This window comes from Streptomyces sp. ADI95-17 (genome assembly GCF_003846175.1).
GTDB classification, from domain to species: Bacteria; Actinomycetota; Actinomycetes; order Streptomycetales; family Streptomycetaceae; genus Streptomyces; species Streptomyces sanglieri.
This window is the reverse complement of sequence record NZ_ML123045.1, coordinates 271,430-294,410: the sequence shown is the minus strand read 5'-3', so window position 1 is coordinate 294,410 and position 22,981 is coordinate 271,430. Positions and strand designations below refer to the sequence as shown.

At 70.8% G+C, this 22,981-nt stretch carries 21 protein-coding genes; 10 read left to right on the top strand and 11 right to left on the bottom strand.

Annotated features, from left to right (window positions below):
• A partial coding sequence (locus EES42_RS09405; RefSeq protein WP_164495233.1) for a LysR family transcriptional regulator occupies window positions 1-866 on the bottom strand: 866 nt, incomplete at its 3' end.
• Between the two features lie 117 nt (window positions 867-983).
• Here EES42_RS09405 and EES42_RS09400 point away from each other — a divergent pair.
• Window positions 984-1,583 carry a short chain dehydrogenase gene (locus tag EES42_RS09400; RefSeq protein ID WP_124717688.1) on the top strand — a complete coding sequence of 200 codons (600 nt, stop codon included), beginning with the start codon at window positions 984-986 and terminating at the stop codon, window positions 1,581-1,583.
• A 299-nt stretch (window positions 1,584-1,882) separates the two neighbouring features.
• Here the strand turns inward: EES42_RS09400 and EES42_RS09395 are convergent, their stop codons facing one another.
• From EES42_RS09395 to EES42_RS09385, 3 genes are all read right to left on the bottom strand, one after another.
• The gene (locus tag EES42_RS09395) at window positions 1,883-2,689 is read right to left on the bottom strand and encodes a hypothetical protein (protein ID WP_124717687.1); all 807 of its coding nucleotides are present in this window, start codon (window positions 2,687-2,689) and stop codon (window positions 1,883-1,885) included.
• Window positions 2,690-2,895: 206 nt separating this feature from the next.
• Window positions 2,896-3,075: a hypothetical protein gene (locus EES42_RS09390; protein WP_206433469.1), complete on the bottom strand. Its 180-nt coding sequence runs from the start codon at window positions 3,073-3,075 to the stop codon at window positions 2,896-2,898.
• A gap of 209 nt (window positions 3,076-3,284) precedes the next feature.
• Window positions 3,285-3,938, bottom strand: a complete 654-nt coding sequence (locus tag EES42_RS09385) for a hypothetical protein (RefSeq protein ID WP_124717686.1) — start codon at window positions 3,936-3,938, stop codon at window positions 3,285-3,287.
• A gap of 67 nt (window positions 3,939-4,005) precedes the next feature.
• On the opposite strand from EES42_RS09385, the gene EES42_RS09380 reads away from it, so the two are divergent.
• Both EES42_RS09380 and EES42_RS47255 read left to right on the top strand, forming a co-directional pair.
• Complete coding sequence (locus EES42_RS09380) at window positions 4,006-4,374, top strand: toxin-antitoxin system YwqK family antitoxin (protein ID WP_241196335.1); 369 nt, start codon at window positions 4,006-4,008, stop codon at window positions 4,372-4,374.
• A gap of 92 nt (window positions 4,375-4,466) precedes the next feature.
• On the top strand, window positions 4,467-4,595 hold the full coding sequence (locus EES42_RS47255; protein ID WP_266621085.1) for a hypothetical protein: 129 nt from the start codon (window positions 4,467-4,469) through the stop codon (window positions 4,593-4,595).
• Window positions 4,596-4,802: 207 nt separating this feature from the next.
• On the opposite strand, the gene EES42_RS09370 is transcribed toward EES42_RS47255, so the two are convergent.
• Window positions 4,803-5,780, bottom strand: a complete 978-nt coding sequence (locus EES42_RS09370; protein ID WP_124717684.1) for an ArsR/SmtB family transcription factor — start codon at window positions 5,778-5,780, stop codon at window positions 4,803-4,805.
• Window positions 5,781-5,854: 74 nt separating this feature from the next.
• Between EES42_RS09370 and EES42_RS09365 the strand changes: the two genes are divergently transcribed.
• Both EES42_RS09365 and EES42_RS09360 read left to right on the top strand, forming a co-directional pair.
• A complete protein-coding gene (locus EES42_RS09365; RefSeq protein ID WP_124717683.1) occupies window positions 5,855-7,090 on the top strand; it encodes an MFS transporter in 1,236 nt (411 codons plus the stop codon).
• The gene (locus tag EES42_RS09360; protein WP_124717682.1) at window positions 7,038-7,631 is read left to right on the top strand and encodes an NUDIX hydrolase; all 594 of its coding nucleotides are present in this window, start codon (window positions 7,038-7,040) and stop codon (window positions 7,629-7,631) included. The genes EES42_RS09365 and EES42_RS09360 overlap by 53 nt, the downstream gene beginning before the upstream one ends.
• Here the strand turns inward: EES42_RS09360 and EES42_RS09355 are convergent.
• The gene (locus EES42_RS09355; RefSeq protein ID WP_124717681.1) at window positions 7,594-8,241 is read right to left on the bottom strand and encodes a mycothiol-dependent nitroreductase Rv2466c family protein; all 648 of its coding nucleotides are present in this window, start codon (window positions 8,239-8,241) and stop codon (window positions 7,594-7,596) included. The genes EES42_RS09360 and EES42_RS09355 overlap by 38 nt on opposite strands.
• 133 nt (window positions 8,242-8,374) lie before the next feature.
• On the opposite strand from EES42_RS09355, the gene pepN (EES42_RS09350) reads away from it, so the two are divergent.
• From pepN (EES42_RS09350) to EES42_RS09335, 4 genes are all read left to right on the top strand, one after another.
• Window positions 8,375-10,996, top strand: a complete 2,622-nt coding sequence (gene pepN / locus EES42_RS09350; protein WP_124717680.1) for an aminopeptidase N — start codon at window positions 8,375-8,377, stop codon at window positions 10,994-10,996.
• Between the two features lie 226 nt (window positions 10,997-11,222).
• Entirely contained in the window at window positions 11,223-12,311 is a 1,089-nt protein-coding gene (locus EES42_RS09345; RefSeq protein WP_124717679.1) for a hypothetical protein, read from the top strand.
• 188 nt (window positions 12,312-12,499) lie between these two features.
• Window positions 12,500-15,814, top strand: a complete 3,315-nt coding sequence (locus tag EES42_RS09340) for a S8 family serine peptidase (protein ID WP_206433423.1) — start codon at window positions 12,500-12,502, stop codon at window positions 15,812-15,814.
• A 190-nt stretch (window positions 15,815-16,004) separates the two neighbouring features.
• On the top strand, window positions 16,005-17,033 hold the full coding sequence (locus tag EES42_RS09335) for an aspartate-semialdehyde dehydrogenase (protein ID WP_124717677.1): 1,029 nt from the start codon (window positions 16,005-16,007) through the stop codon (window positions 17,031-17,033).
• A 66-nt stretch (window positions 17,034-17,099) separates the two neighbouring features.
• Here the strand turns inward: EES42_RS09335 and EES42_RS09330 are convergent, their stop codons facing one another.
• Window positions 17,100-17,447: a type II toxin-antitoxin system PemK/MazF family toxin gene (locus tag EES42_RS09330; RefSeq protein WP_124717676.1), complete on the bottom strand. Its 348-nt coding sequence runs from the start codon at window positions 17,445-17,447 to the stop codon at window positions 17,100-17,102.
• On the bottom strand, window positions 17,440-17,664 hold the full coding sequence (locus EES42_RS09325) for a ribbon-helix-helix domain-containing protein (RefSeq protein ID WP_124717675.1): 225 nt from the start codon (window positions 17,662-17,664) through the stop codon (window positions 17,440-17,442). The genes EES42_RS09330 and EES42_RS09325 overlap by 8 nt, the downstream gene beginning before the upstream one ends.
• Before the next feature lie 100 nt (window positions 17,665-17,764).
• Here EES42_RS09325 and pepN (EES42_RS09320) point away from each other — a divergent pair, with 100 nt between their 5' ends.
• Complete coding sequence (gene pepN, locus EES42_RS09320; RefSeq protein WP_124717674.1) at window positions 17,765-20,341, top strand: aminopeptidase N; 2,577 nt, start codon at window positions 17,765-17,767, stop codon at window positions 20,339-20,341.
• A gap of 150 nt (window positions 20,342-20,491) precedes the next feature.
• Here the strand turns inward: pepN (EES42_RS09320) and alc are convergent, their stop codons facing one another.
• The 3 genes from alc to EES42_RS09305 all read right to left on the bottom strand — a co-directional run bounded on the left by alc (window position 20,492) and on the right by EES42_RS09305 (window position 22,950).
• Entirely contained in the window at window positions 20,492-21,631 is a 1,140-nt protein-coding gene (alc, locus tag EES42_RS09315) for an allantoicase (RefSeq protein ID WP_124717673.1), read from the bottom strand.
• A 55-nt stretch (window positions 21,632-21,686) separates the two neighbouring features.
• Complete coding sequence (locus tag EES42_RS09310; RefSeq protein WP_124717672.1) at window positions 21,687-22,610, bottom strand: LysR family transcriptional regulator; 924 nt, start codon at window positions 22,608-22,610, stop codon at window positions 21,687-21,689.
• A 109-nt stretch (window positions 22,611-22,719) separates the two neighbouring features.
• Window positions 22,720-22,950, bottom strand: coding sequence for a hypothetical protein (locus EES42_RS09305; protein ID WP_124717671.1), 231 nt, complete (start codon window positions 22,948-22,950; stop codon window positions 22,720-22,722).
• Between the last annotated feature and the right edge of the window lie 31 nt (window positions 22,951-22,981).

The window sequence follows — 22,981 nt, the reverse complement described above, 5'->3', positions numbered from 1 at the left end:
CCGCTGCTCACCACGTCCCGGACCGCCGCGAGGAACTCCGCTGTCCGTGGATGCGTGGGGTGGGCGGGGCGGGCGAGGTAGACCGTGGCGGCAGGGGCGTCGGAGACCGGGACGAAGCGGACGCCTGGGTGGCCGTGGCTCTCCGCCGTGCCCGCCGCGCCCAGGCCGAACGCACCGCCGGCGGCGATGAGGTTCAGCCACTCGTCCACGTTGCCCACCTCGACCGTCCGGGCCGGGCGCTGCCCCGAGGGCCACAGGTCCGGCGAGGCGGTGCCGGTGTCCGGCCACAGGGCCAGCGGGAGGTCCTGGTCGGCGGTGAGCTCGGCCAGCAGCACCCGGTCCCTGCCCGCGAGCGGGTGGTCGTCGGGCAGGGTCGCGACCCGGTCCTCCGTGTAGAGGGCCTCGGTGCGGATGCGCGGGTCTGCGGGAACCGTGCGAAGCACCGCCACGTCGGTGTCCCCGGTGGCGAGGCCCGCGGTGCTGTTGTCCTGCCGAACCACCTCGAGCGCGGTGTGTGGGTGCGTACGACGCCAGGACCGGAGCAGCGGAACGGTCTGCTGCCCGAGCACCGCGCAGGTGTAGCCGAGACGCAGAGGGCGGGAAACCGTCCGGGTGTCCGCGAGGGCCGCGTCCAGGTGGGCGAGGATCGCCCGCCCGTGGCCGAGCAAGGTCGTCCCGGCAGCAGTGAGGGCAAGGTGTCGGGTGGAACGATCGACGAGCCGGACACCGACGCGCGCTTCCAACTGGACGAGCGTACGGGAGAGCGCGGGCTGCGTCATGTGCAGCCGGGCCGCCGCGGCGGTGACAGTGCCCGCCTCGGCCACCGCGTTCAGAGCTCTGAGGTGGCGCAGTTCCACATCATTCATGCCTACGGAGCATAGTCCCTGACCAAACGGCATTTCCGGGCATGCGGGCGCGATCCGTAGCGTCGTGGATGCCCGGGGGGTTCCCGGGATTTCCCGACATGTGATGGACGGTGTGTTGTGAGGATTCTTTTGGTCGGCGCGGGCGGAACACTCGGCGGTGCGGTACGCCAGGCGCTCGCGGCCCGCGGGCACGAGGTGATCGGCGTGGGCCGTACGGGCGGAGACCTGGTGGCCGACGTCACCGACCCGAAGGCGGTGGCCCGGCTGTATACGGAAGCCGGCCCGCTGGACGCGGTCGCGGTCGCGGCGGGCGACGCCGTGTTCAAGCCGCTGCGTGAGCTGACCGCCGACGATTTCGCGGCGACGTTCCGCGGCAAGGCGCTGAGCCAAGTGGAGTTGGTCCGTCAGGGCGCCCGGCACGTGGCCACGACCGGCTCGTTCACTCTGATCAGCGGGGTCCTCACCGAGGAGCCCATCGTGGCGGGAGCGGCCGCGTCCGCGGCGAACGGTGCGGTCGAGGCGTTCGTACGGGCCGCCGCGATCGAACTCCCGCCCCAGCGGATCAACGCGGTCAGCCCGACGGTGGCCGAGGAGTCACTGCCCTCCTACGGGCCGTTCTTCTCCGGCATGGAGGCGGTCCCGGCGGCCCGTGTGGCGACGGCGTACGTCCGCTCGGTCGAGGGCGCGCAGACGGGCCAGATCTACGGGGTCCGCTAGCCGGTTCGCAGTTCAGAAGGCGTGTGGGACGCCAGCGGGGGCGCTAGCGGTGGTTTGTTAAGCCGGGGAGTAGAGGTCAAGCGGGTGGCCTGCGCCGACGGCGTTGATCAGGGCTCGGAGTTCCGGTGATGGGGTGCATTCGTCCAGGCTCGCCGGCATCGTTGGAGGCTGGTCCAGGGGCCGAGCCAGGCCCGGACGGCGCGTATTGCTTTGGACCGGCCGGGTCAGGGCGCGGGCGGCGTCGGCGGGGGTGTAGCAGTCAGGTCTGGTCACCTGACCCGTCGTGCCGGCCTGCCCGCTCACCCCCGCCGCCGGACGAAACCTGCCACCAGCACAGCCAGGACCACGCCGAACGCGACGACGACCGGCCAGACACTCCCGGTGAGCCAGTACGCACCGATGCTGCAGACCACGACGAGAACGCCCCACACCCAGCCCACAGCGGTGGACCGCTCGGCACTCTGGCTGGATGACCGCCTGACCGCAGTGGCAGCGTAGTGCTCCCGCAGCGCGACGCTCGGCCATCCGTCGCCAGCACCTGACAGTAGCCAGACCGGATCCGTGTGCTGCCACCGCTGAAAATCCGAGATCAGGCTGTCCACTCGCCCGCCGGCCGCTGTGGCATGACCGGCGTCGAGGCGCTCCAAGTCGGCCAGGGTCTCCTCGAACAGCAGGCGGATGCCGCCTTCACCGCCATCGGCCAACGCCTCGGTCCGCAGCAGCACGTAGGGACCGAACCGGGCGTCGATGAGTGCGACGAACTCATCGTAGAGGGGCGAGAACTGCGCGCCGAGCCGACTGGTCAGTCCCTGCCACCGGGCGTGCAGTCGCGACAGCGCCGTCCGCTGGTCGACCACCAGGTACGGGTAGGTGGCCTCGCCCCACTCGCTCAGCAACTCCGCGTGCTCATCGGTACCGGCGTCCTCGGTGTCGGCGATCCTCGCATCCACGAGGTCTCCGGGGCTGAACATCGCCCACCACAGCAGCGGCGGCCAGTTCTTGGCCTCCAGTTCCATCGTCCCGTCGAAGAAATCGACCCATTCACCTGCCGACCCGTCCGGCATACGAGGCTCCCGGGCGCTGTCCAGATAGAGGCGCAAACTCATTTCGGTTCCCCACCTTCACTTGCGGATGCGCCGGCCATGGGGCATCGGTGGCCGCTGCAGCACCATCGCTCACCACCACGGCTTCCTCCCCTGTCGCCGGCGAAGTCTTCCGCAGCTTGATCGTTCCGTCGCGTGAGGACTCACTTTCGCCGACTGCACCGCTCCGGTGCCAGCTGAAGCACTGGGGCGGGTTTCGGAAGTACTGGTCACAGCCATTCGTTGATGGCGGCGACCAGCACCGTGGCTTCGTGGCGGACGGCAAACTTGTCGTATCTCGTGGCCACCGCCCGGTGGCGCTTGAGGCGGGGGCGGCCGGACTTGATGCCCGGCGGCATCAACCGCTCCAGTACCGTCCACTGAGTGGCTGCCAGATCTCTCCGAGCCATCAAACGTGATCAGCGCACAACCTTGATCCACTTCTGAAACACACCCCGGCGGTGGACTGTTGACGGGGGGCAGGGTCGCAGTAGGCCGGTAGCAGAGGAACAAACCACCGCCAGGTGTTCTGGCCGAGAAGGATCAACGGGTCGGCGGTCGCGGTGGCGGTGGCGGTGCGAATACCCCGGCGCCCACCTCCGCTTCACCCCGAGTGGGCTCAGGGCGCGCTTCCTGGCCCCTCCCCCGCCCGGTCGACCAGGAGATCGATGGCCGCCTTCGCCTCCGTCACGGTCGCACCGGTCGCCTTGCGCCAGGTTCTGATCGCCCGGATGCGGTCGCCCGCACGCGCGTGGGCGACGGCGAGCCTCGCGTGGAGCGGGTGGCCCGGCAGCCGGGCGGGAATCGGGCGGCCGCGCGGCTCGCCGTGGCGGCCGCTGGGGTCGAGTTCGTCGAGCGAGGAGTGCAGCCCGTGGACCGGCACTCGTCCGGCCGGCTCCCCGTCGCGGACCGCCACGAGCTCCCAGCGGAACTCCGCGGGCCGGGATCCCTCGTGGTCCAGCCCGATTCCCAGCAGGCCGGGATCGTCGAGCAACTGGCATACGTTGTAGAGGACTTCGTGCTGCACCTCCCGTACCACGTCGGTCAGGTCGTCCGGGTCCACACCGCACGCCAGCACCCGCTGGAGCGCGCTCGCCCCCGCGTCGGCGGGACCGTTGCCCTGCTGGTCGCTCCTGCGCTCGGGTTCGAGCCAGGACGGGTGACCATCGGTGTAACTGTCCTCATCGACGACCATGCTCCACAGTGTGACGAGGAACGACTGGAGTGCCTGCGCCGACCGTTCGTCAGGGCGGGAATCTTCGCGCTCGATCATCCGCCAACCCTGCCAGACGGGACATCCGGGGAGTCGGCGGACAAGGACAAGGGCTACAAACGTGGTGATGGATATGCGCCGTATCGACATCGACGACCTGGACGTCGACATGGACGGCGCTCAGCGAGTGCTCTACCGACGAGAACTCTTCACGGGGGAAGTGGCCGAATACCAGGGCGAACACCTGATCAGCCTGGACGAATACACCGACGGGGTGCCGAACGGACTGTCCCGTGAGTGGTACCAGGACGGGACCCTTCGTTCCGAGGGGGTTGTCCGGAACGGCCGCGCCCTGGGCGAGTTCAAGGAGTGGCACCCCGACGGGGGCCTGAAGTCCCGCAAGTTCTTCGACAGAGAAATCGCTTCTCTTCGCGAAGAGGAAACATGGGACGAGCACGGCGTCCGGCTGACCTCGTGGCACCGCGACAACAGTTGAGCAGCAGCGGATCAAGCACCGCCCACGCGACGGCCGACGCGGGGCCTGCCCAGCAGATTGCGGTCGAGAGTCGCCACGGGGCGTGCAACCAATTGCTCAGCGGGAGCATCCCGAACTGGCGCGAGGCGGAGTACGCGCTGATGACCGACCGGGAGTCGCTGTACGACTGGTCCAAGCCCTGGCCGCCGGACTTCCCGGTGGAGACGGGCAACGTCGGCTGACTCGTCTTTCTGTACGAACGGACACAGCTGGGCGGCCATCCGGGACCCACCGTTGATTCAGATCCGCCATGCGCAGCTCACCGGGCGGATACGCCATAAGAAACGACGTCTGAAGCCCGCGCAGCACGTCGCGTTCGCGGTCGGTGAGGGGGCTCGCTCCGTCGACGGGCGCCGCTGCCGCTGTGAAGGGGTGAGCGGCCGGCCCCCTCAACCACCCTGCTGCGCCCCCACCAGCACGTCGCCCGCCTCCGTGCGGAAGTACAGGACCGAACGGCCTGATCGGCGGCGGTCCGCCAAGCCCGCGTCGAGGAGGATCTTGAGGTGGCGGCCGACCGAGCCGAGGGCCTGGTCGGTCAGGGCGACCAGTTGGGTGGTGCTCTTCGGGGCGGCGAGGAGGACGAGGACGGCCGCTCGCGCGGGACCGAGGAGGCGGGACAGGCTGTCCGGGACCCGGGCCCGGTCCGCGTCGGCCAGGGTGCCGGAGCAGGGGTAGACGACCGCGTAGCGCCGGGCTTCGTCGTCCCAGGAGACCCAGCCCGAGCGCTGGGTGACCGGGACGAACAGCAGCCGTACGCCGGACAGTTGCTTCGGCGGGTAGTCGTGCGCGTTGATCTGGAGCCGGCTGTCGCCCAGCCACCGCATCCCCGGGCGCAGACCGCTCAGGGCGGCCGCCCAGCCGCCCTGGCTCAGCTGTCCGGTCCGCGCGACGATGTCCGCCTCGATGATCCGGCGGCGGCGCGGCCAGTCCGGCAGGACGGTGTGCAGCCAGACCCAGTGCAGGACGTCGGCGGCCCGCCGGGCCAGGTCGTCGCGGTCCAGGAGCACCGGGAGGGGGCCGCCGCCGAGCGACACCACCAGGTCCGCTCGGGCGCGCTCGGGTGTGGTCGCCCGGACGGGGGCCAGCTCCTCCTCGAAGGGCGGGGCGCCCTCGCCCGTCGGCGTCGGGGTGATGAAGTCCGCGTTCCAGCTGCCGCCGAGCGCCGCCGGTACGAGGAGGGCCGCGACCGGGTCGGCGGCCTGCCGGGCGCGGTAGGCGGGCAGATGGGCGTCGAGCCAGGCCCGTTCGCCGGGGTGCTCGGGCCGGCCCCGCTCCAGGGAGTTCAAGGCGGAGAGGGTCTCGGCGAGCGGTGAGACGACGAACCGGCTCCCGGCCAGCGTGTCCGTGTTGATCTGCCACAGGCCCACGACGTCATGCCTCCACGTTTCGCCGACACGCGAAACTGTAACGGTCGCCCCGGACGGCCGCCGAGACTCCCCGCATGCGCACCTACCGGGAACTCTTCCGTACGCCGCAGTTCGGACCGCTCTTCGCGACAAGTGCCGTCCAGGTCGCCGCGTCGACGACGAGCGGGCTGGCCCTCGGCACCCTCGTCTACGCCGCGACCGACTCGCCGCTGCTCGCCGCCCTGTCCATGTTCGGCTCCTCGCTCGCCCAGGTGATCGGGGCGACCGTGCTGATGTCGGCGGCGGACCGGCTGCCGCCCCGGGCCGCGACGACCGGCATGGCGCTCGCCTTCGGACTGGCCACCGCCGTCCTCGCCGTCCCTGGGCTGCCGCTGCCGGTGGTCTTCGCGATCATCCTGGCCGAAGGGGCGGTCGCGGCCGTGGGCGGCGGTGTGCGGTACGGACTGCTCAACGAGGTGCTGCCCAAGGATGGCTATCTGCTGGGGCGTTCCGTACTGAACATGTGCTCCGGCCTGATGCAGATCGGCGGGTTCGCCCTCGGCGGGCTCCTGGTGGCGACGCTGTCCGCGCGCGGCACGCTGCTGGTCGCCGCCGCCCTGTATCTGGCGGGTGCGGTAGTCGCCCGGTTCGGGCTGGCGCGTCGGCCGCCCCGTTCCGCCGGGCGGCCGTCGGCCGCCGAGACCTGGCGGATCAACGCCGTGCTGTGGTCCTCGGGCCCGCGCCGCCGGGTCTATCTCGCGCTCTGGGTGCCGAACGGGCTGATCGTCGGCTGCGAGTCGCTGTTCGTCCCGTACGCACCCGAGCACGCCGGGCTCCTCTTCGCCTTCGCCGCGCTGGGGATGCTCGTCGGGGACACCGTGGCGGGCCGGTTCTTCGCGCGGCGGTGGCGGGGACGGCTGGCCACTCCCCTGCAGCTGCTCCTGGCCGCCCCGTATCTGCTCTTCGCCACACGCCCGGCGTTCCCGGCGGCGCTCGCCCTGGCGGCGCTCGCCTCGGTCGGGTTCGCGGCGAGTCTGCTGTTCCAGGAGCGGCTGATGGCGCTGGTCCCGGACGAGTTCACCGGCCAGGCGCTCGGCCTGCACTCCTCCGGGATGCTCACCATGCAGGGCGTCGCGGCGGCGCTGGCCGGCACCGTCGCCCAGTGGACCTCCCCCGCGACGGCGATGACCGTGATGGCGGCGGCCTCGATCGCGGTCTCCCTGGCCCTGACCGCGGCCGGGCGCCGGGCCGCGGGAGCGGTGGATAGCCTTGCGCCGCATGGGACTTCGGAAGCGGTGGACATCGCGGGTGCTGCTGATCGACGGGTATGAACGGCTGCTGCTGTTCTGCGGCAGGGACCCGAGGCGGGACGGCGCCCGGTGGTGGTTCACCGTCGGCGGCGGGGTCGAGGACGGCGAGGACTACGTACGGGCCGCGTTGCGCGAGGTACGGGAAGAGACCGCGCTGAGTCTGTCGGCCGACCGGCTGGGGCCGGTGGTGTGGACCCGGAACACACTGTTCGGCGTGGACGGTCAGGGCTTCGACCAGTACGAGGAATACCGCGTGGCCCGCGTCACCGCCGCCGAGGTGGCGGCGATGCGGGTGGAGACCGACGAGGCCCGGTACGGCCATCGCTGGTGGACGGTGGACGAGCTGGCGGCCACCCGGGAGACGATCTGGCCGAAGGGGATGGGTGATCTCCTGCCGCCCCTGCTCGGGTGGCAGGAGCCCGGTCCGCGGCCCCCGCTGCATCTGGGCGATTTCGAAGTGGACAAGGACAACGAGGGCGGTGCGGGGCCCGGCAGCTGCCAGAGCCCGCACCGCCCCGTACAGGTCAGTCGAAGATCGGCCCCTGGGTCCGGGTCCGCTTGATCTCGTAGAAGCCGGGGATCGACGCCACCAGCAGCGTGCCGTCCCACAGCTTTGCCGCCTCCTCGCCCTTCGGGGCGGGGGTGACGACCGGGCCGAAGAAGGCGATCTGCTCGCCGTCCGCGCCCGGGACGGCGATGACCGGGGTGCCGACGTCCTGGCCGACCTTGTCGATGCCCTCCTTGTGGGAGGCGCGCAGCTCGGCGTCGTACACGTCCGAGTCCGCGAAGTCCGCCAGCTCGGCCGGCAGGCCGACGTCCTGGAGCGCCCCCACGACCGCCTCGCGGGTGGGGCCCTCGCCCTGGTTGTGGAAGCGGGTGCCGAGCGCGGTGTACAGCGGGCCGACGATCTCGTCGCCGTGCTTCTGCTGGGCGGCGATCACCACGCGGACCGGGCCCCAGCCCTTCTCCAGCAGCTCGCGGTACTCCTCGGGCAGCTCGTCGATCTTGTCCTCGTTGAGGACGGACAGGCTCATCACGTGCCAGCGGACCTCGACGTCGCGGACCTTCTCCACCTCCAGCATCCAGCGGGAGGTCATCCAGGCCCAGGGGCAGAGCGGGTCGAACCAGAAATCGACGGGGGTCCTGCTGGTCGCCGTGCTGTTGTCAGACATGTCTCTCCTCATAAGGGCCATCGCATCTGCCCGCCAGAACGCCCCGGGGCGCACCGGCCATTCCCGTATGCCGGGCCGAGTGGTGGCATGGGAGGATCAAAACTATTCGAACGTGACACAAAGGAGTGTGCCCGTGCCCGGTGAGAACCTGTCCCGTGACGAGGCCCGCGTGAGGGCCGAGCTGCTGACCGTCGACGGTTACGAGGTCGAACTCGATCTGCGTTCCGCCGTGGATGGGCCCGACGGTGACGGGGACGCCGCCTCCGGTCCGCGGACCTTCCGCTCGGTGACCACGATCCGCTTCCGCAACGCGCGGGCGGGGGCGTCGACCTTCGCGGATCTGGTGGCGCCGGCCGTGAACGCGGTGACGCTGAACGGGCGGCCGCTCGACCCCGCCACCGTCTTCGACGGCACCCGGGTGGCGCTGGAGGACCTCCCGGAGGGTGCCAACACCCTGGTGGTCGACGCGCAGTGCGCGTACAGCCGGACCGGCGAGGGTATGCACCGGTTCGTCGACCCGGAGGACGGCGAGGTCTACCTCTACACGCAGTACGAGCCGGCCGACTCGCGCCGCGTCTTCGCGAACTTCGAGCAGCCCGACCTGAAGGCCCCCTTCCGGTTCCAGGTGACGGCGCCCGAGGGCTGGACGGTCCGGAGCAACGGGGCCGAGGAGTCCCGGGACGGCGAGGTCCGGCGGTTCGCCGAGACGAAGCCGATCTCCACGTACATCACGGCGGTCGTCGCCGGTCCGTACCACTACGTCACGGACTCCTACAGCCGCACCTTCGAGGACGGCACGACGCTGGAGATCCCGCTCGGCGCGATGTGCCGCAAGGGCCTCGCCCGGCACTTCGACGCGGACGACATCTTCTTGATCACCAAGCAGGGCCTGGACTTCTTCCACGACAACTTCGACTACCCGTACCCGTTCGGGAAGTACGACCAGGCGTTCGTGCCCGAGTACAACCTCGGCGCGATGGAGAACCCGGGCTGTGTCACGTTCCGCGAGGAGTACATCTTCCGCGGCAAGGTGACGCAGGCGGCGTACGAGAGCCGGGCCAACGTCATCCTGCACGAGATGGCCCACATGTGGTTCGGGGACCTCGTCACCATGCAGTGGTGGGACGACCTGTGGCTGAAGGAGTCGTTCGCCGACTTCATGGGCGCCTTCACGATGGTCGAGTCGACCCGCTTCAAGAACGGCTGGATCACCTTCGCCAACAACCGCAAGTCCTGGGCGTACCGCGCCGACCAGCTGCCGTCCACCCACCCGGTCACGGCCGACATCCGTGACCTGGAGGACGCCAAGCTGAACTTCGACGGCATCACGTACGCCAAGGGCGCCTCGGTGCTGAAGCAGCTGGTGGCGTACGTGGGGCGGGAGGCGTTCCTGGAGGGCGCCCGGCGCTACTTCAAGAAGCACGCCTACGGCAACACACAGCTGGGCGATCTGCTGTCGGTGCTGACCGAGACCTCGGGGCGGGACATGGCCGCCTGGTCGCGGTCGTGGCTGCAGACCGCGGGCGTCAACTCGCTGACCCCGGTGGCGACGTACGACGCGGCGGACCGGATCACGGAGCTGGCGGTGCTCCAGGAGGCGGCCGAGTCGCACCCGGAGCTGCGGCCGCACCGGGTCGCGGTCGGCCTGTACCGGCGCGCCGTCGACGGCGACCTGGTGCGCTACGCCCGCGCCGAGGTCGACGTGGCCGGGCCGCGCACGGTGGTCGCGGAGCTGGCGGGGGCCGAGCGGCCCGAGCTGATCCTGGTCAACGACGACGACCTCACGTACTGCAAGGTCCGCTTCGACGAGGCGTCGCTGGCCACGCTGCGGGCGCACCTCGGCGACATGACCGACCCCCTGGCCCGGGCGCTGTGCTGGTCCGCGCTGTGGAACATGACCCGGGACGGGCTGATGCCGGCCCGCGACTTCGTCTCCCTGGTGCTGGCCTTCGCCGGCCGGGAGTCCGACATCGGCGTGCTCCAGATGCTGCACGCCTGGACCCGGACCGCGCTCACGCAGTACGCGACGCCCGGGTGGCGCGAGGAGGGCGGCCGGGCGCTGGCCGAGGGCGCGCTGCGGGAGCTGCGGGTCGCCGAGCCGGGCAGCGAGCACCAGTTGGCGTGGGCGCGGTTCTTCGCGTCGGTCGCCGATTCGGAGGCGGACTTCCGGCTGCTGTCGGGGCTGCTGGACGGTTCGGCCCGGATCGACGGGCTCGACGTCGACCAGGAGCTGCGGTGGGCGTTCCTGTCCCCGCTGGCCTCGCACGGGGTGGCCGACGAGTCGGCCATCGATGCCGAACTGGCCCGCGACGACACGGCGTCCGGCAAGCGGCACCAGGTGCGGTGCCTGGCCTCGCGGCCCTCCGCCGCGGTCAAGGCGCAGGCGTGGGCGGGCGTCGTGGAGTCGGACGCGCTGTCCAACGCGCTGGTCGAGGCGACGATCGCGGGCTTCACGCAGTCGTCGCAGCGGGAGCTGCTGGCGCCGTACGCGGGCAAGTACTTCGACGCGATCGAGCGGGTCTGGGCCGAGCGGTCGATCCAGATCGGGGTGATCGTGGTCAAGGGCCTGTTCCCGGCGCTTCAGGACGACCCGGCGACGCTGGCCGCGACGGACGAATGGCTGTCCGTCCACGCGGACGCGGCCCCGGCGCTGCGCAGGCTGGTGCTTGAGGCCCGGGACGACCTGGCGCGGGCGCTGCGGGCGCAGGCGTGCGACGCGGGCGCGGCGGAGGCCGCGGCAGCGGCCGGGATCTGAGGACGCGGGGCGGGGAGGGGAGGGGTCGGCGTGTCCGGTCCCGCCCCTCCCCGGTCCCGCCCCTCCCGGCTCCCGGCCCGCGCGCCGGCCCGCGCGGCCGTCGAAAGGGGCCGGGCCGGGCCTTTCGGTCGTCGAACGTACGTACTTTAGGACGGCGTTGTCCTGAATTGTCGACGAGCGTGTAACAGGGGTTAGCGCCGCCACGCCGTGCGGGATACCCCGGAACATGACCCAGAACACCCCAGCCTCCCCGGCCTCCCCCTGCCACCCACGCAACACCGTCGATCTCCGCCAACGCGTGCTGTCCGCAGCGCAGTTGAAGATGCGGGGCGTGTCCGTCGCGGAGGCCGCCGCGCGCTGCGGGGACGGCGGGCCGTGGCAGCGGCCGCTGCCCGGTGTGTACGTACTGCACCCGGAGCCGCCCACCGGCGAGGAGCGGCTGCGCGCCGCCCTGCTGTACGCCGGCCGGCCACCGGCCTCCGGCCGCCGCAGCGTACCGGCGCAGCCGGGCCCGGAGGCGGCGGACCCGGAGTCCGGGTACGGCGAGGCCATGATCACCGGGCTCGCCGCGCTCGCCCTGCACGGGTTCGCCGCCGCCCCGCCGCCCGCACCGGCGGACGCCGTCGACGTGCTGGTGCCGCGCACCCGGCGGCTGCGCTCGGTCGGGTACGTACGCCTGGTGCGCTCCGCCGGAACGCCCCGCGCCGAGCAGCTGCGCGGCCTGCCCGTGGCCCCCGTGGAGCGGGCGCTCGCGGATGCGATCGCCGGGCTCGGGGACCCCCTGGCCGTACGCGGGCTGCTCATCGAGGCGGTGCGCGGCGGGCACTGCGAACCGGCTGTCGTGGTAGCCGAGTTGAGCCGCGCCAAGCTGCTGGGGCGGCCCCAGGTGGTGGCGGCCGTCGACTCCTTCCTCGCCGAGGGCCGGGCGGTGGCGGAGGGCCGGCTCTACGACCTGGTGCGGACGTACGACCTGCCTGAGCCGCTGTGGAACGTGGAGCTGAGGCTGCCCGGCGGCCCCCTGCTCGGCGGAGTGGACGCCTACTGGCCCGAGCAGGCGGTCGCCGTGGAGCTGGACACCCGGGCGCCGCGGCGCGGCGGGTCCGGGAACGGCCGGCACCGGGAGGAGCAGGGTGCCCAGTGGTCCGCGTACGCCGCCCGGCGGGAGCACCTGGAGCGGCTGGGCATCACCGTCGTCCACCTCACACCGAAGAAGCTCCGCGACGCGGGCGAGCAGCAGGCGGTCGTGGTGCGTACGGCGCTGATGGCGGCGGCCTACCGCGAACCGGCCGCGCAGGTGACGGTCCTGCCCCGTTGAGAACGGCGGAGCGGGTCACAGGCGCCACTTATCCACCGCTTCATCCCTGATGGCGCATCAGCACCGGTGGCGGGATTCTGCCATGTCCTCATCTCGCCCCCTTCAACTCTCCACAAACCCCTGTCATTTACGAAAGGGTGAGCGGTCATCCGGTACCGAATTCCGGACTCTCTCTTTCATATCCAGGGATGCTGATGACCTCCGAATCCCCCAGTTCCATACCCGGGGCGAGACGCGCGGCCCGAGTCGCGGCTGCCGCCGGTCTGGTGGCCGCACTGGCCGCCACCGGCGTCGCCCCCGTCTTCGCCGCCGACGCCCCTGACACCGCGCCCGTCAAGTCGGCCGCGACCGAGGGCGCCACGGCGAACAAGCTCGGCACCAACGACGAGCAGCTTCTGGCCAAGGCCAAGGCCAAGGGCCAGAAGAACGTCACGATGATGGTCGCCACCGCTCCCGGTGCGACCGAGCAGGTCGCCAAGCAGCTGGACGCCGTCAAGGGCTCCGTGCTGGGACGCGCCTACGACAAGCTCGGCTACGTACGGGCCACCGTGCCCACCGCGACCGCCGAGGCGACCATCAGGGCGGCCGCCAAGCTGCCGTCCGTCCACGGCATCGATCTCAAGCAGGAGATCAAGCTGGACGACCCGACGCCGACCGCGGACCGGGCGACCGGCGCCAAGGTCAGCACCAGGTCGACCGGTTCCTACCCGGCGCCCGGCAAGAAGACCCCGGCGAAGAACCCGTACAACCCGTCCTTCGAGACGGGCGCGGTCGACTTCGTCCAGCAGCACCCGAAGGCCGACGGCCGCGGGGTGACCATCGGTGTTCTCGACTCGGGTGTCGACCTCGGCCACCCGGCGCTGCAGAAGACCACCACCGGTGCCCGCAAGATCGTCGACTGGGTGACCGCGACCGACCCGGTCAGCGACGACGACGGCACCTGGCTGCGGATGACGGACGCCGTGTCCGGCCCGACGTTCACGTACAAGGGCAGCACGTACAAGGCGCCCGAGGGCGACTACCGGATCAAGCTGTTCGCCGAGGCCGCCACCAAGGGCGGCGACATGGCGGGCGACCTGAACCGCGACGGCGACACCACCGACGTGTGGGCGGTGCTCTACGACCCGGTCACCGGCACCACCCGCGTCGACCTGAACAACAACGCGGACTTCTCCGACGACACCGTGCTCAAGCCGTACAAGGAGAAGCACCAGGTCTCCTACTTCGGCAAGGACGACCCGCGGACCGATGTCGCCGAGCGCATCCCGTTCGTCGTCGAGACCCGCAAGGACGTCGTCTACAACGCGGCCGGCGACACCTCCGACTTCGTCAGCATCGGTGTCATCGAGAGCGAGCACGGCACCCACGTCGCGGGCATCACCGCCGCGAACGGCCTGTTCGGCGGCAAGATGAACGGTGCCGCGCCGGGCGCGAAGATCGTCTCCTCGCGTGCCTGCACCTGGGACGGCGGCTGCACCAACATCGCGCTCACCGAGGGCATGATCGACCTCGTCGTGAACCGCGGTGTCGATGTCGTCAACATGTCGATCGGCGGCCTGCCGCCGCTCAACGACGGCAACAACGCCCGCGCCGAGCTCTACAAGCGGCTCATCGACATCTACGGCGTCCAGCTGGTCATCTCGGCCGGCAACGACGGCCCGGGCGTCAACACCATCGGTGACCCCGGCCTCGCCGACCACGTGATCTCCGTCGGCGCGTCGATCTCCAAGGAGACCTGGGCCTCCAACTACGGCTCCAACGTCACCAAGAAGTACGACATGCTGCCCTTCTCCTCGCGCGGTCCGCGTGAGGACGGCGGCTTCGCGCCGATCCTGACCGCTCCGGGTGCGTCCATCAACACCACCCAGACCTGGCTGCCCGGCGGCCCGGTCAAGGAGTCGGGCTACTCGCTCCCGGCCGGCTACTCCATGCTGCAGGGCACCTCGATGGCCTCGCCGCAGGCCGCGGGCGCCACCGCGCTGCTGCTGTCCGCCGCGAAGCAGAAGCACATCGAGCTGCCCCCGGCCGACCTGCGCTCCGCGCTGACCAGCACCGCCACCCACATCAAGGGTGTGCCCGCGCACGCCCAGGGTTCCGGTCTGATCGACATCGTCGGCGCCTGGAAGCAGATCGAGAAGCAGGGCACCCCGGCGCACGAGTACTCGGTGAAGGCCCCGGTCGACACCGCGATCGACTTCGCGCTGAAGACCCCCGGCTTCGGCACCGGCCTGTACGACCGCGAGGGCGGCCTGAAGGCCGGCCAGAAGAAGTCGTACGACGTCACGATCACCCGCACCACGGGCCCGGACAAGGCCGTCAAGCACAAGCTGTCGTGGAAGAACAACGACGGCACCTTCAAGCTGACCGGCCCGAGCACCGTCTCGCTGCCGCTGGGCAAGCCGGTCACCGTCAAGGTCCAGGCGAAGCCGGGCAGCGCGGGCGTGCACAGCGCGATCCTGAAGGTGGACGACAGCAGGACCGCCGGTGTGGACCAGCAGATCCTCACCACGGTGGTCGTCTCCACGAAGCTGGTGAAGCCCGGCTACGCGTTCAAGGCGTCCGGTTCGGTGCAGCGCAACAGCACCGAGTCGTACTTCCTGACCGTCCCGGAGGGCGCCAAGACCCTTGAGGTCGCGATGAGCGCGCTGCGCTCGGGCAGCCAGACCCGCTTCATCTCCATCCACCCGTACGGGGTGCAGATGGAGGACAGCGGAACGCCGTTCTGCTACCCGAACTACGAGAACCCGGCCAACACCTGCCGTCCGGACGTGCGCTCGTACAAGGACCCGCAGGCGGGCGTCTGGGAGATCGAGGTCGAGGCTCGGCGCACGTCGCCGCTGCTGGACAACCCGTACAAGCTGGATGTCTCGCTGCTCGGCGCCACCTTCGACCCGACGGTGCAGACCATCGCCGAGGCGAAGATCGGCACCCCGGCCTCGGTGAACTGGAAGGTCACCAACAACGCCGGCCCGCTGGAGGGCAAGCTCAAGGGCGGCTCGCTGGGCTCGGCCAAGGTCGACAAGCCGTCGATCAAGACGGGTGACACCCAGGAGTACACGGTCACCATCGGTGAGGGCGTCGAGAAGCTGGACGTCAACATCGGCGGCACGGCGGACGCCAACGCGGACCTGGACCTGTACGTCTACAAGGGCGCCACCGAGGTCGGCAAGTCCACCACGGCGGGCTCCGAGGAGGCCGTCAGCCTGGCGAAGCCGGCCGCCGGCACGTACACCGTCGTGATCGACGGCTACGACGTCCCGGCCGGCACCACCACGTACGACTACCGCGACGTGTACTACACGCCGTCGCTCGGCACGATCAAGGTCGACGAGTCGAAGGCCGTGAACCTGGCCAACGGCGCCTCGGCGCAGATCGGTGCCGAGGTCTCGGTCGCCGCCGCGGCCCCCGAGGGCCGGCAGTTCTTCGGCGAGGTGCACCTGGTGAACGGCAAGGGTTCCCCGGCCGGTACCGGCAGCGTCGTGATCGAGAAGGTCACGCAGTAACGGTCACCATGTGATCCGTACGACAGGTACGACGGTGGGGCGGGCGCTCGGCAGAGCTCCCGCCCCACTGTCGTGTGCCCGGGCGGGCGGGCACTGTCCGTACCCCGGACAATGGATTGGACAAGAAAGCCGTGGACATACGCATCATGGAGCGGCAACCGTCTCAGTTCGTACGTTCGAAGGAGTCCCTGTGAAGGTCGGAATCGTCGGCGCCACCGGTCAGGTCGGCACAGTCATGCGCAGCATCCTGGCCGAGCGGAAGTTCCCGGCCGACGAACTGCGGCTGTTCGCCTCCGCGCGCTCCGCGGGCTCGACGATCGAGTGGGAAGGCCGGGAGATCACCGTCGAGGACGCCTCGACGGCCGACTACACCGGGCTGGACATCGTGCTGTTCTCGGCCGGTGGCGCCACGTCGAAGGCGCTCGCCGAGAAGGTCGCCTCGCAGGGTGCCGTGGTGATCGACAACTCCTCCGCCTGGCGCAAGGACCCCGAGGTCCCCCTCGTCGTCTCCGAGGTCAACCCGCACGCGATCGCCGACCGGCCCAAGGGAATCATCGCCAATCCGAACTGCACCACGATGGCCGCCATGCCCGTGCTGCGCCCGCTGCACGACGAGGCCGGTCTCCGGACGCTGACCGTCGCCACCTACCAGGCGGTCTCCGGCTCCGGTCTGGCCGGCGTCGCCGAGCTGCACGGCCAGGCGTCCAAGGTCGTCGCCGAGGCCGACCGGCTCACCCACGACGGCGGGGCCGTCGAGTTCCCCGAGCCGAACGTCTACAAGCGCCCGATCGCCTTCAACGTGCTGCCGCTGGCCGGTTCGATCGTGGACGACGGCTCCTTCGAGACCGACGAGGAGCAGAAGCTCCGCAACGAGTCCCGCAAGATCCTGGAGATCCCGGAGCTGAAGGTGTCCGGCACCTGTGTCCGGGTCCCGGTCTTCTCCGGTCACTCGCTCCAGGTCAACGCCCGTTTCGCCCGCCCGATCAGTGTGGAGCGCGCGTACGAGCTGCTGAAGGACGCGCCGGGCGTCGAGATCTCCGAGATTCCCACCCCGCTCCAGGCGGCCGGCAAGGACGCCTCCTTCGTCGGCCGGATCCGGGTCGACGAGACCGTGGAGAACGGCCTCGCGCTCTTCGTCTCCAACGACAACCTGCGCAAGGGCGCGGCGCTGAACGCGGTGCAGATCGCGGAGCTGGTCGCGGCGGAGCTGAACGGCTGACGCCGGACGTGTGAAGGGGCGGTCACCGGGTGCGGTGGCCGCCCTTTCGTATGCGTTCGGTGTCCGTCAGAGGGCGAGGTGGCGTCGCAGGGCGGTGTCGATCTCGGCCATGCGCCGGCGGGGGACGGTGCCGATCCGCTTCCGTACGCGTTCCGGGGTGACGGCCCGAACCTGCTCGCACTGGGCCTTCGAGTCCTTCGGCAGACGGCACTCGTCGGCCCCGAGCAGGACCTGGAACGTGAGAACACGGGCGGTGTTCGACGTCAGGGGCACCACGGTGATGACGCCTCTGCCGTTGAGCTCGACCGACCGGTTGGCGGCGTTGTTGGACACGATCACGGCCGGTCTGACCTTGTTGGCCTCACTCCCCCTGGCCGGCTCCAGATCGACCAGGTGGATGTCCCCCCTACGCATCCGCGATTCCGTCCCCGACCGTGCGGTCCCAGAGCTCGGCGTCCTCGCTCGCGTCCCACTCCTCGAACGCCTCCGTGTACTCCGCCTCCAGACCGGCGGCACGCAGCAGCTCGATCGCGGCGTGGATCACCGCGGACCGGGAATCGGCCTCGGTCTTCATGGCGTACTCGTCGACGAAGGCGACATCCTCCTGCGGCAGGCTCACACTGATCTTCATACCCCCAATACTACCGCTGGTAGCACGCCTGTGGCCACTCCACCGAGGCCTGCGACGTGGAAGGATGACCGGAAACGTCACATACCAAGGAGATGACCGCGTGCCTGGCACGAATCTGACCCGCGAAGAGGCACAGGAGCGGGCGCGCCTGCTGACCGTGGACGCGTACGAGATCGATCTCGACCTCTCCGGAGCGCAGGAGGGCGGCACCTACCGGTCCGTGACCACCGTGCGCTTCGACTCCGCCGAAGCCGGTGCGGAGACCTTCATCGACCTGGTCGCCCCGGCCGTGCACGAGGTCGAGCTGAACGGCAGGTCGCTGGACGTCGCGGCCGTGTTCCGCGACTCGCGCATCGCACTGCCGCACCTGGTCGCGGGCTCCAACGAGCTGAAGGTCGTCGCCGACTGCGCGTACACCAACACGGGCGAGGGCCTGCACCGCTTCGTCGACCCGGTCGACCAGCAGGCGTACCTCTACACCCAGTTCGAGGTGCCGGACGCCCGCCGTGTCTTCGCGAGCTTCGAGCAGCCGGACCTGAAGGCGACGTTCCGGTTCACCGTGACGGCTCCGGAGGGCTGGACGGTCATCTCGAACTCTCCGACGCCCGAGCCGAAGGACAACGTCTGGTCCTTCGAGCCGACGCCGCGCATCTCGTCGTACATCACGGCCCTGATCGTCGGCCCGTACCACTCGGTGCACAGCAGCTACGAGAAGGACGGCCGGTCCGTCCCGCTCGGCATCTACTGCCGTCCGTCGCTGGCCGAGTTCCTCGACGCGGACGCGATCTTCGACGTCACCCGGCAGGGCTTCGACTGGTTCCAGGAGAAGTTCGACTACGACTACCCGTTCGCCAAGTACGACCAGCTCTTCGTCCCGGAGTTCAACGCGGGCGCGATGGAGAACGCGGGCGCGGTCACCATCCGCGACCAGTACGTGTTCCGCTCGAAGGTCACGGACGCCGCGTACGAGACGCGGGCCGAGACCATCCTCCACGAGCTGGCCCACATGTGGTTCGGCGACCTGGTCACCATGGAGTGGTGGAACGACCTCTGGCTGAACGAGTCGTTCGCCACGTACACCTCGATCGCCTGCCAGGCGTACGCCGAGGGGTCGAAGTGGCCGCATTCCTGGACCACGTTCGCCAACTCCATGAAGACATGGGCGTACCGCCAGGACCAGCTGCCCTCCACGCACCCGATCATGGCGGACATCCGTGACCTGGACGACGTGCTGGTCAACTTCGACGGGATCACCTACGCCAAGGGCGCCTCGGTCCTGAAGCAGCTGGTGGCGTACGTCGGCATGGACGAGTTCTTCAAGGGCGTCCAGGCGTACTTCAAGGCGCACGCGTTCGGCAACACCCGGCTGTCCGACCTGCTGGGCGCACTGGAGGAGACCTCCGGCCGCGACCTGAAGACCTGGTCGAAGGCGTGGCTGGAGACGGCGGGCATCAACATCCTGCGCCCGGAGATCACCACGGACGAGAACGGCCACGTCACGTCGTTCACCGTGCTCCAGGAGGCCCCGGCCCTGCCGGCCGGCGCGAAGGGCGAGCCGACGCTGCGGCCGCACCGCATCGCCATCGGCTGCTACGAACTCGACGGCTCCGGCAAGCTGGTCCGTACGGACCGGATCGAGCTGGACGTCGACGGCGCGCGCACGACAGTGCCGTTCCCGGCCGGCACCGCCCGCCCCGCGGTGATCCTGCTCAACGACGACGACCTCTCGTACGCGAAGGTCCGGCTCGACGAGGAGTCGCTGCGGGTCGTCACCGAGCACCTCGGTGACTTCACCGAGTCCCTCCCCCGCGCCCTGTGCTGGGCCTCCGCCTGGGACATGACCCGCGACGGCGAGCTGGCCACCCGCGATTACCTGGCCCTGGTGCTCTCCGGCATCGGCAAGGAGTCGGACATCGGCGTCGTCCAGTCGCTGCACCGCCAGGTGAAGCTGGCGGTGGACCTGTACGCGGCGCCGGAGTGGCGCGAGGCCGGGCTGACCCGGTGGACCGAGGCCACGCTCGCGCACCTGCGCGCGGCGGAGCCGGGCAGCGACCACCAGCTGGCCTGGGCCCGCGCCTTCGCGGCGACGGCCCGCACCCCGCAGCAGACGGACCTGCTCCAGTCGCTGCTCGACGGCCGGGAGACGATCGAGGGCCTGGCCGTCGACACCGAGCTGCGCTGGGCGTTCGTCGAGCGGCTCGCCGCGACCGGTCTCCTCGAAGAGGACGAGATCGCCGCCGAGTACGAGCGTGACAAGACGGCGGCGGGCGAGCGCCACGCGGCGACCGCCCGCGCGGCACGCCCCACCGAGGAGGCGAAGGCGGAGGCGTGGGCCTCGGTCGTCGAGTCCGACAAGCTGCCGAACTCCCTCCAGGAGGCGGTCATCACCGGCTTCGTCCAGACCGACCAGCGCGAACTGCTGGCCCCGTACGCGGAGAAGTTCTTCGCCACGGTCAAGGACGTCTGGGACTCGCGCAGCCACGAGATGGCCCAGCAGGTCGCGATCGGCCTCTACCCGGCCCTCCAGGTCTCGCAGGCCACCCTGGACGCCACGGACGCCTGGTTCGCCTCGGCGGAGCCGGGCGCGGCCCTGCGCCGCCTGGTGTCGGAGTCCCGCTCGGGCGTCGAACGCGCGCTGAAGGCCCGCACGGCCGACGCGGCGGCGGCGACGGTGTAACGCGCCGGACGGTGAAGCAGTGAGGGGCGCCTCCCGTGGCGGGGCGCCCCTTCTTCGTGCTCCGGGCCGTGTGGCGCTGGATACCGCCCGTCGGACGGGCGCCATCGCGCAGCCGTCCGACGGGCGGGAGCAGGGGTGCCCGGGGTCCGGCTAAGCGCCCGACTCCTCGTAGCGGTGGGCGAGTTCGGTCGCGCCGGATTCCGTCAGGCTGCCGTGCAGGCGCATGCGGGCGACGCCGCCGTCCGGGAAGGCGTCGAGGCGGACGTGGGTGACGATCGCCTGGGCGCGGAGCGGGAAGCGGTGCAGGGTGTCGGGCTGGAGCCGGGTGCGGGGGATGATCTCGAACCATTCGCCGGTCTCGCCGTTGCGGCCCTGGAGGGCGATCCAGCCGGCCGAGTTGCCCTTGAGGTAGGCCGTGTCGATCTCGATCGCGCGGACCGCACCCTGGGCGGGCAGCCGGAAGCGGACCCAGTCGTTCGTGTCGCGGACCCGGCGGCGGCGGTTCTCCCAGCCGTCGTCCATCTTGCGGGAGGTGCCAGGCAGGATGATCTGGGTCGGCGAGGAGTAGAAGCGGTCGGAGGCGTCCTCGTAACTGCCGCCGTTCAGGACCGAGATCAGGTCGAACGTGCCGAGCGTGGCGAGCCAGGACGGGTCGGGGAGGACCTCGCCGTGGACGCGGAGGCGGGCGATGCCGCCGTCGGGGTGCTGGCACAGGCGTACGTGGGTGTAGCGGCGGCCGCCGGTGATCTCGAAGCCGTTGGCGGCGTGGCCGCGCACGGGGGTCGGCGGGACGATCTCCTCCCACTTCACGTCGTCGGCGAGGAGTTCGGCGGGGCCGGGCGAGCCCTCGACCGAGGTGGCCTGGACCGAGACGCGCTGCGGGTAGTTGCCGCGGAAGTGGGCCGTGTCGACGACGATGCCGCGGATGATGCCGGGGGCGCCGAGCCGGATCAGCGCCCAGTCGTGCTCGTCGGGGGCCGGGAACGGGTGCTCCGCGTCCGCGCCGCGTCGGCGGCGGGTCTCCCAGCCGTCCATGATCTTGCCCTTGTGGCCGAAGTGCTCGGGGTCGAAGACCGCGCGCTCCCGGAGCAGGAGGTTCTCGCGCTGGGCGAAGAACTCGTCGTTGGCCGCGATCACGCCCGCGCCGAGGCGGCGGTCGGCGAGGTCGACGAGTTCGGTGAAGGGGAGGTCGGTGGTCCGGTAGTCGGCGTACGGGTCACCACCGCTGTACGGGGCCGCGTCGTTGGCGTGGGGGTCCTCGTGGTGGTTCTCATTCTGGTCGAAGGTCATGCGCCTACTGTCACGGCGGAAGACCCATCAGGTCCAGCGAAAGTTCTTTCACTGTCTATTCAGCAGAAGTGAACGATTCGGCGGTCGTGGTGAGCGCGGCGAGAACCCTGGCCACCGCGGGGCCCCGCTCGGCGCCCTGCCGTACCGCCGCCACCACATGGCGGCGCGGCTGGTCGGCGTCGAGCGCCCGCATCACCACGCCGCCCCGGCTGCGGCGTTCCGCCGACGCCATGCGCGGGACCAGTGCCACGCCCATGCCCGCCTCGACCATGGCCAGGATCGCCGTCCAGCCGGAGGCGCTGTGCGCCTGCTCGGGCACGAACCCGGCGGCCTCGCAGGCGGCCGTCGTGATCTGCGACCAGGGCCCCGAGCCGCCGAAGATCCAGGGCTCGCCGGAGAGGTCCGCCAGCCGGAGGGCGGACGCGGCGGCGAGGCGGTGGTCCGCGGGCAGCGCCACGTCCAGGGGGTCCGCGAGCAGCGGCAGCACCGCGAAGCGGGGATCGCGGGCCGTCGGGGCGTGTGCGGCGAGGGAGAGCGCGAGGTCCACGTCACCGGCGACCAGCAGCTCGTACGCCTGCGCGGCCTCCGCCTCCCGCACCCGCACGTCGGGACCCGGGCGGTTCTCGGCCCGCAGCCGCTGGATCGCCGGTACGACGAGGGCGGACACCGCCGTGGAGAACGCCGCGATCCGTACCTCGCCGGCCTCGCCGCGCAGATAGCCGGTCAGTTCGGCGTCGGCGCGCTCCAGTTGGGCGAAGACCGCCTCGGCGTGACGCAGCACCAGGTGTGCGGCGTCGGTGAGCCTGACCCGTCTGCCCTGGGCTTCCAGGAGCGGTACGCCGAGCTGCCTGGACAGACCGGAGAGCTGCTGCGAGACCCCGGAGGGGGTCATCAGCAGGGCCTGTGCGGTGGCGGTGACCGTGCCCCGGTCGCGCAGGGTGCGCAGGATGCGGAGCTTCTTGACGTCCCACTCGATCATGGCCGCAACCTACCCGGCGCCCCGGACGGGGGGACCGGTCGCGGACATGCGTGTGCGCCGCGCGGTACTCGGGGAGTACCTGCGGCGCACTCGGGAGGGGCGTGGAGCGTCAGGCCTGCTTCTTGGACTTGTCCAGGACCATGACCAGGCCCGTGATGACCAGGAACAGGACGATGGGTGCCACGACGTAGAGGCCGATGGTCTCCATCGCGCTCAGGCCGGGCCCCGGGTCGTCACCGTCGTCGCGGGTGAGCGCGAGCGCGGGGGACGACATGAGCAGCATCATCAGCGTCGTTCCGGCCGCGACGGCGCCGGCGCGCATAGCGTTCTTCTTGTCCACGGTGCAAACGTAGCGAACGCCCGCGAGGGGC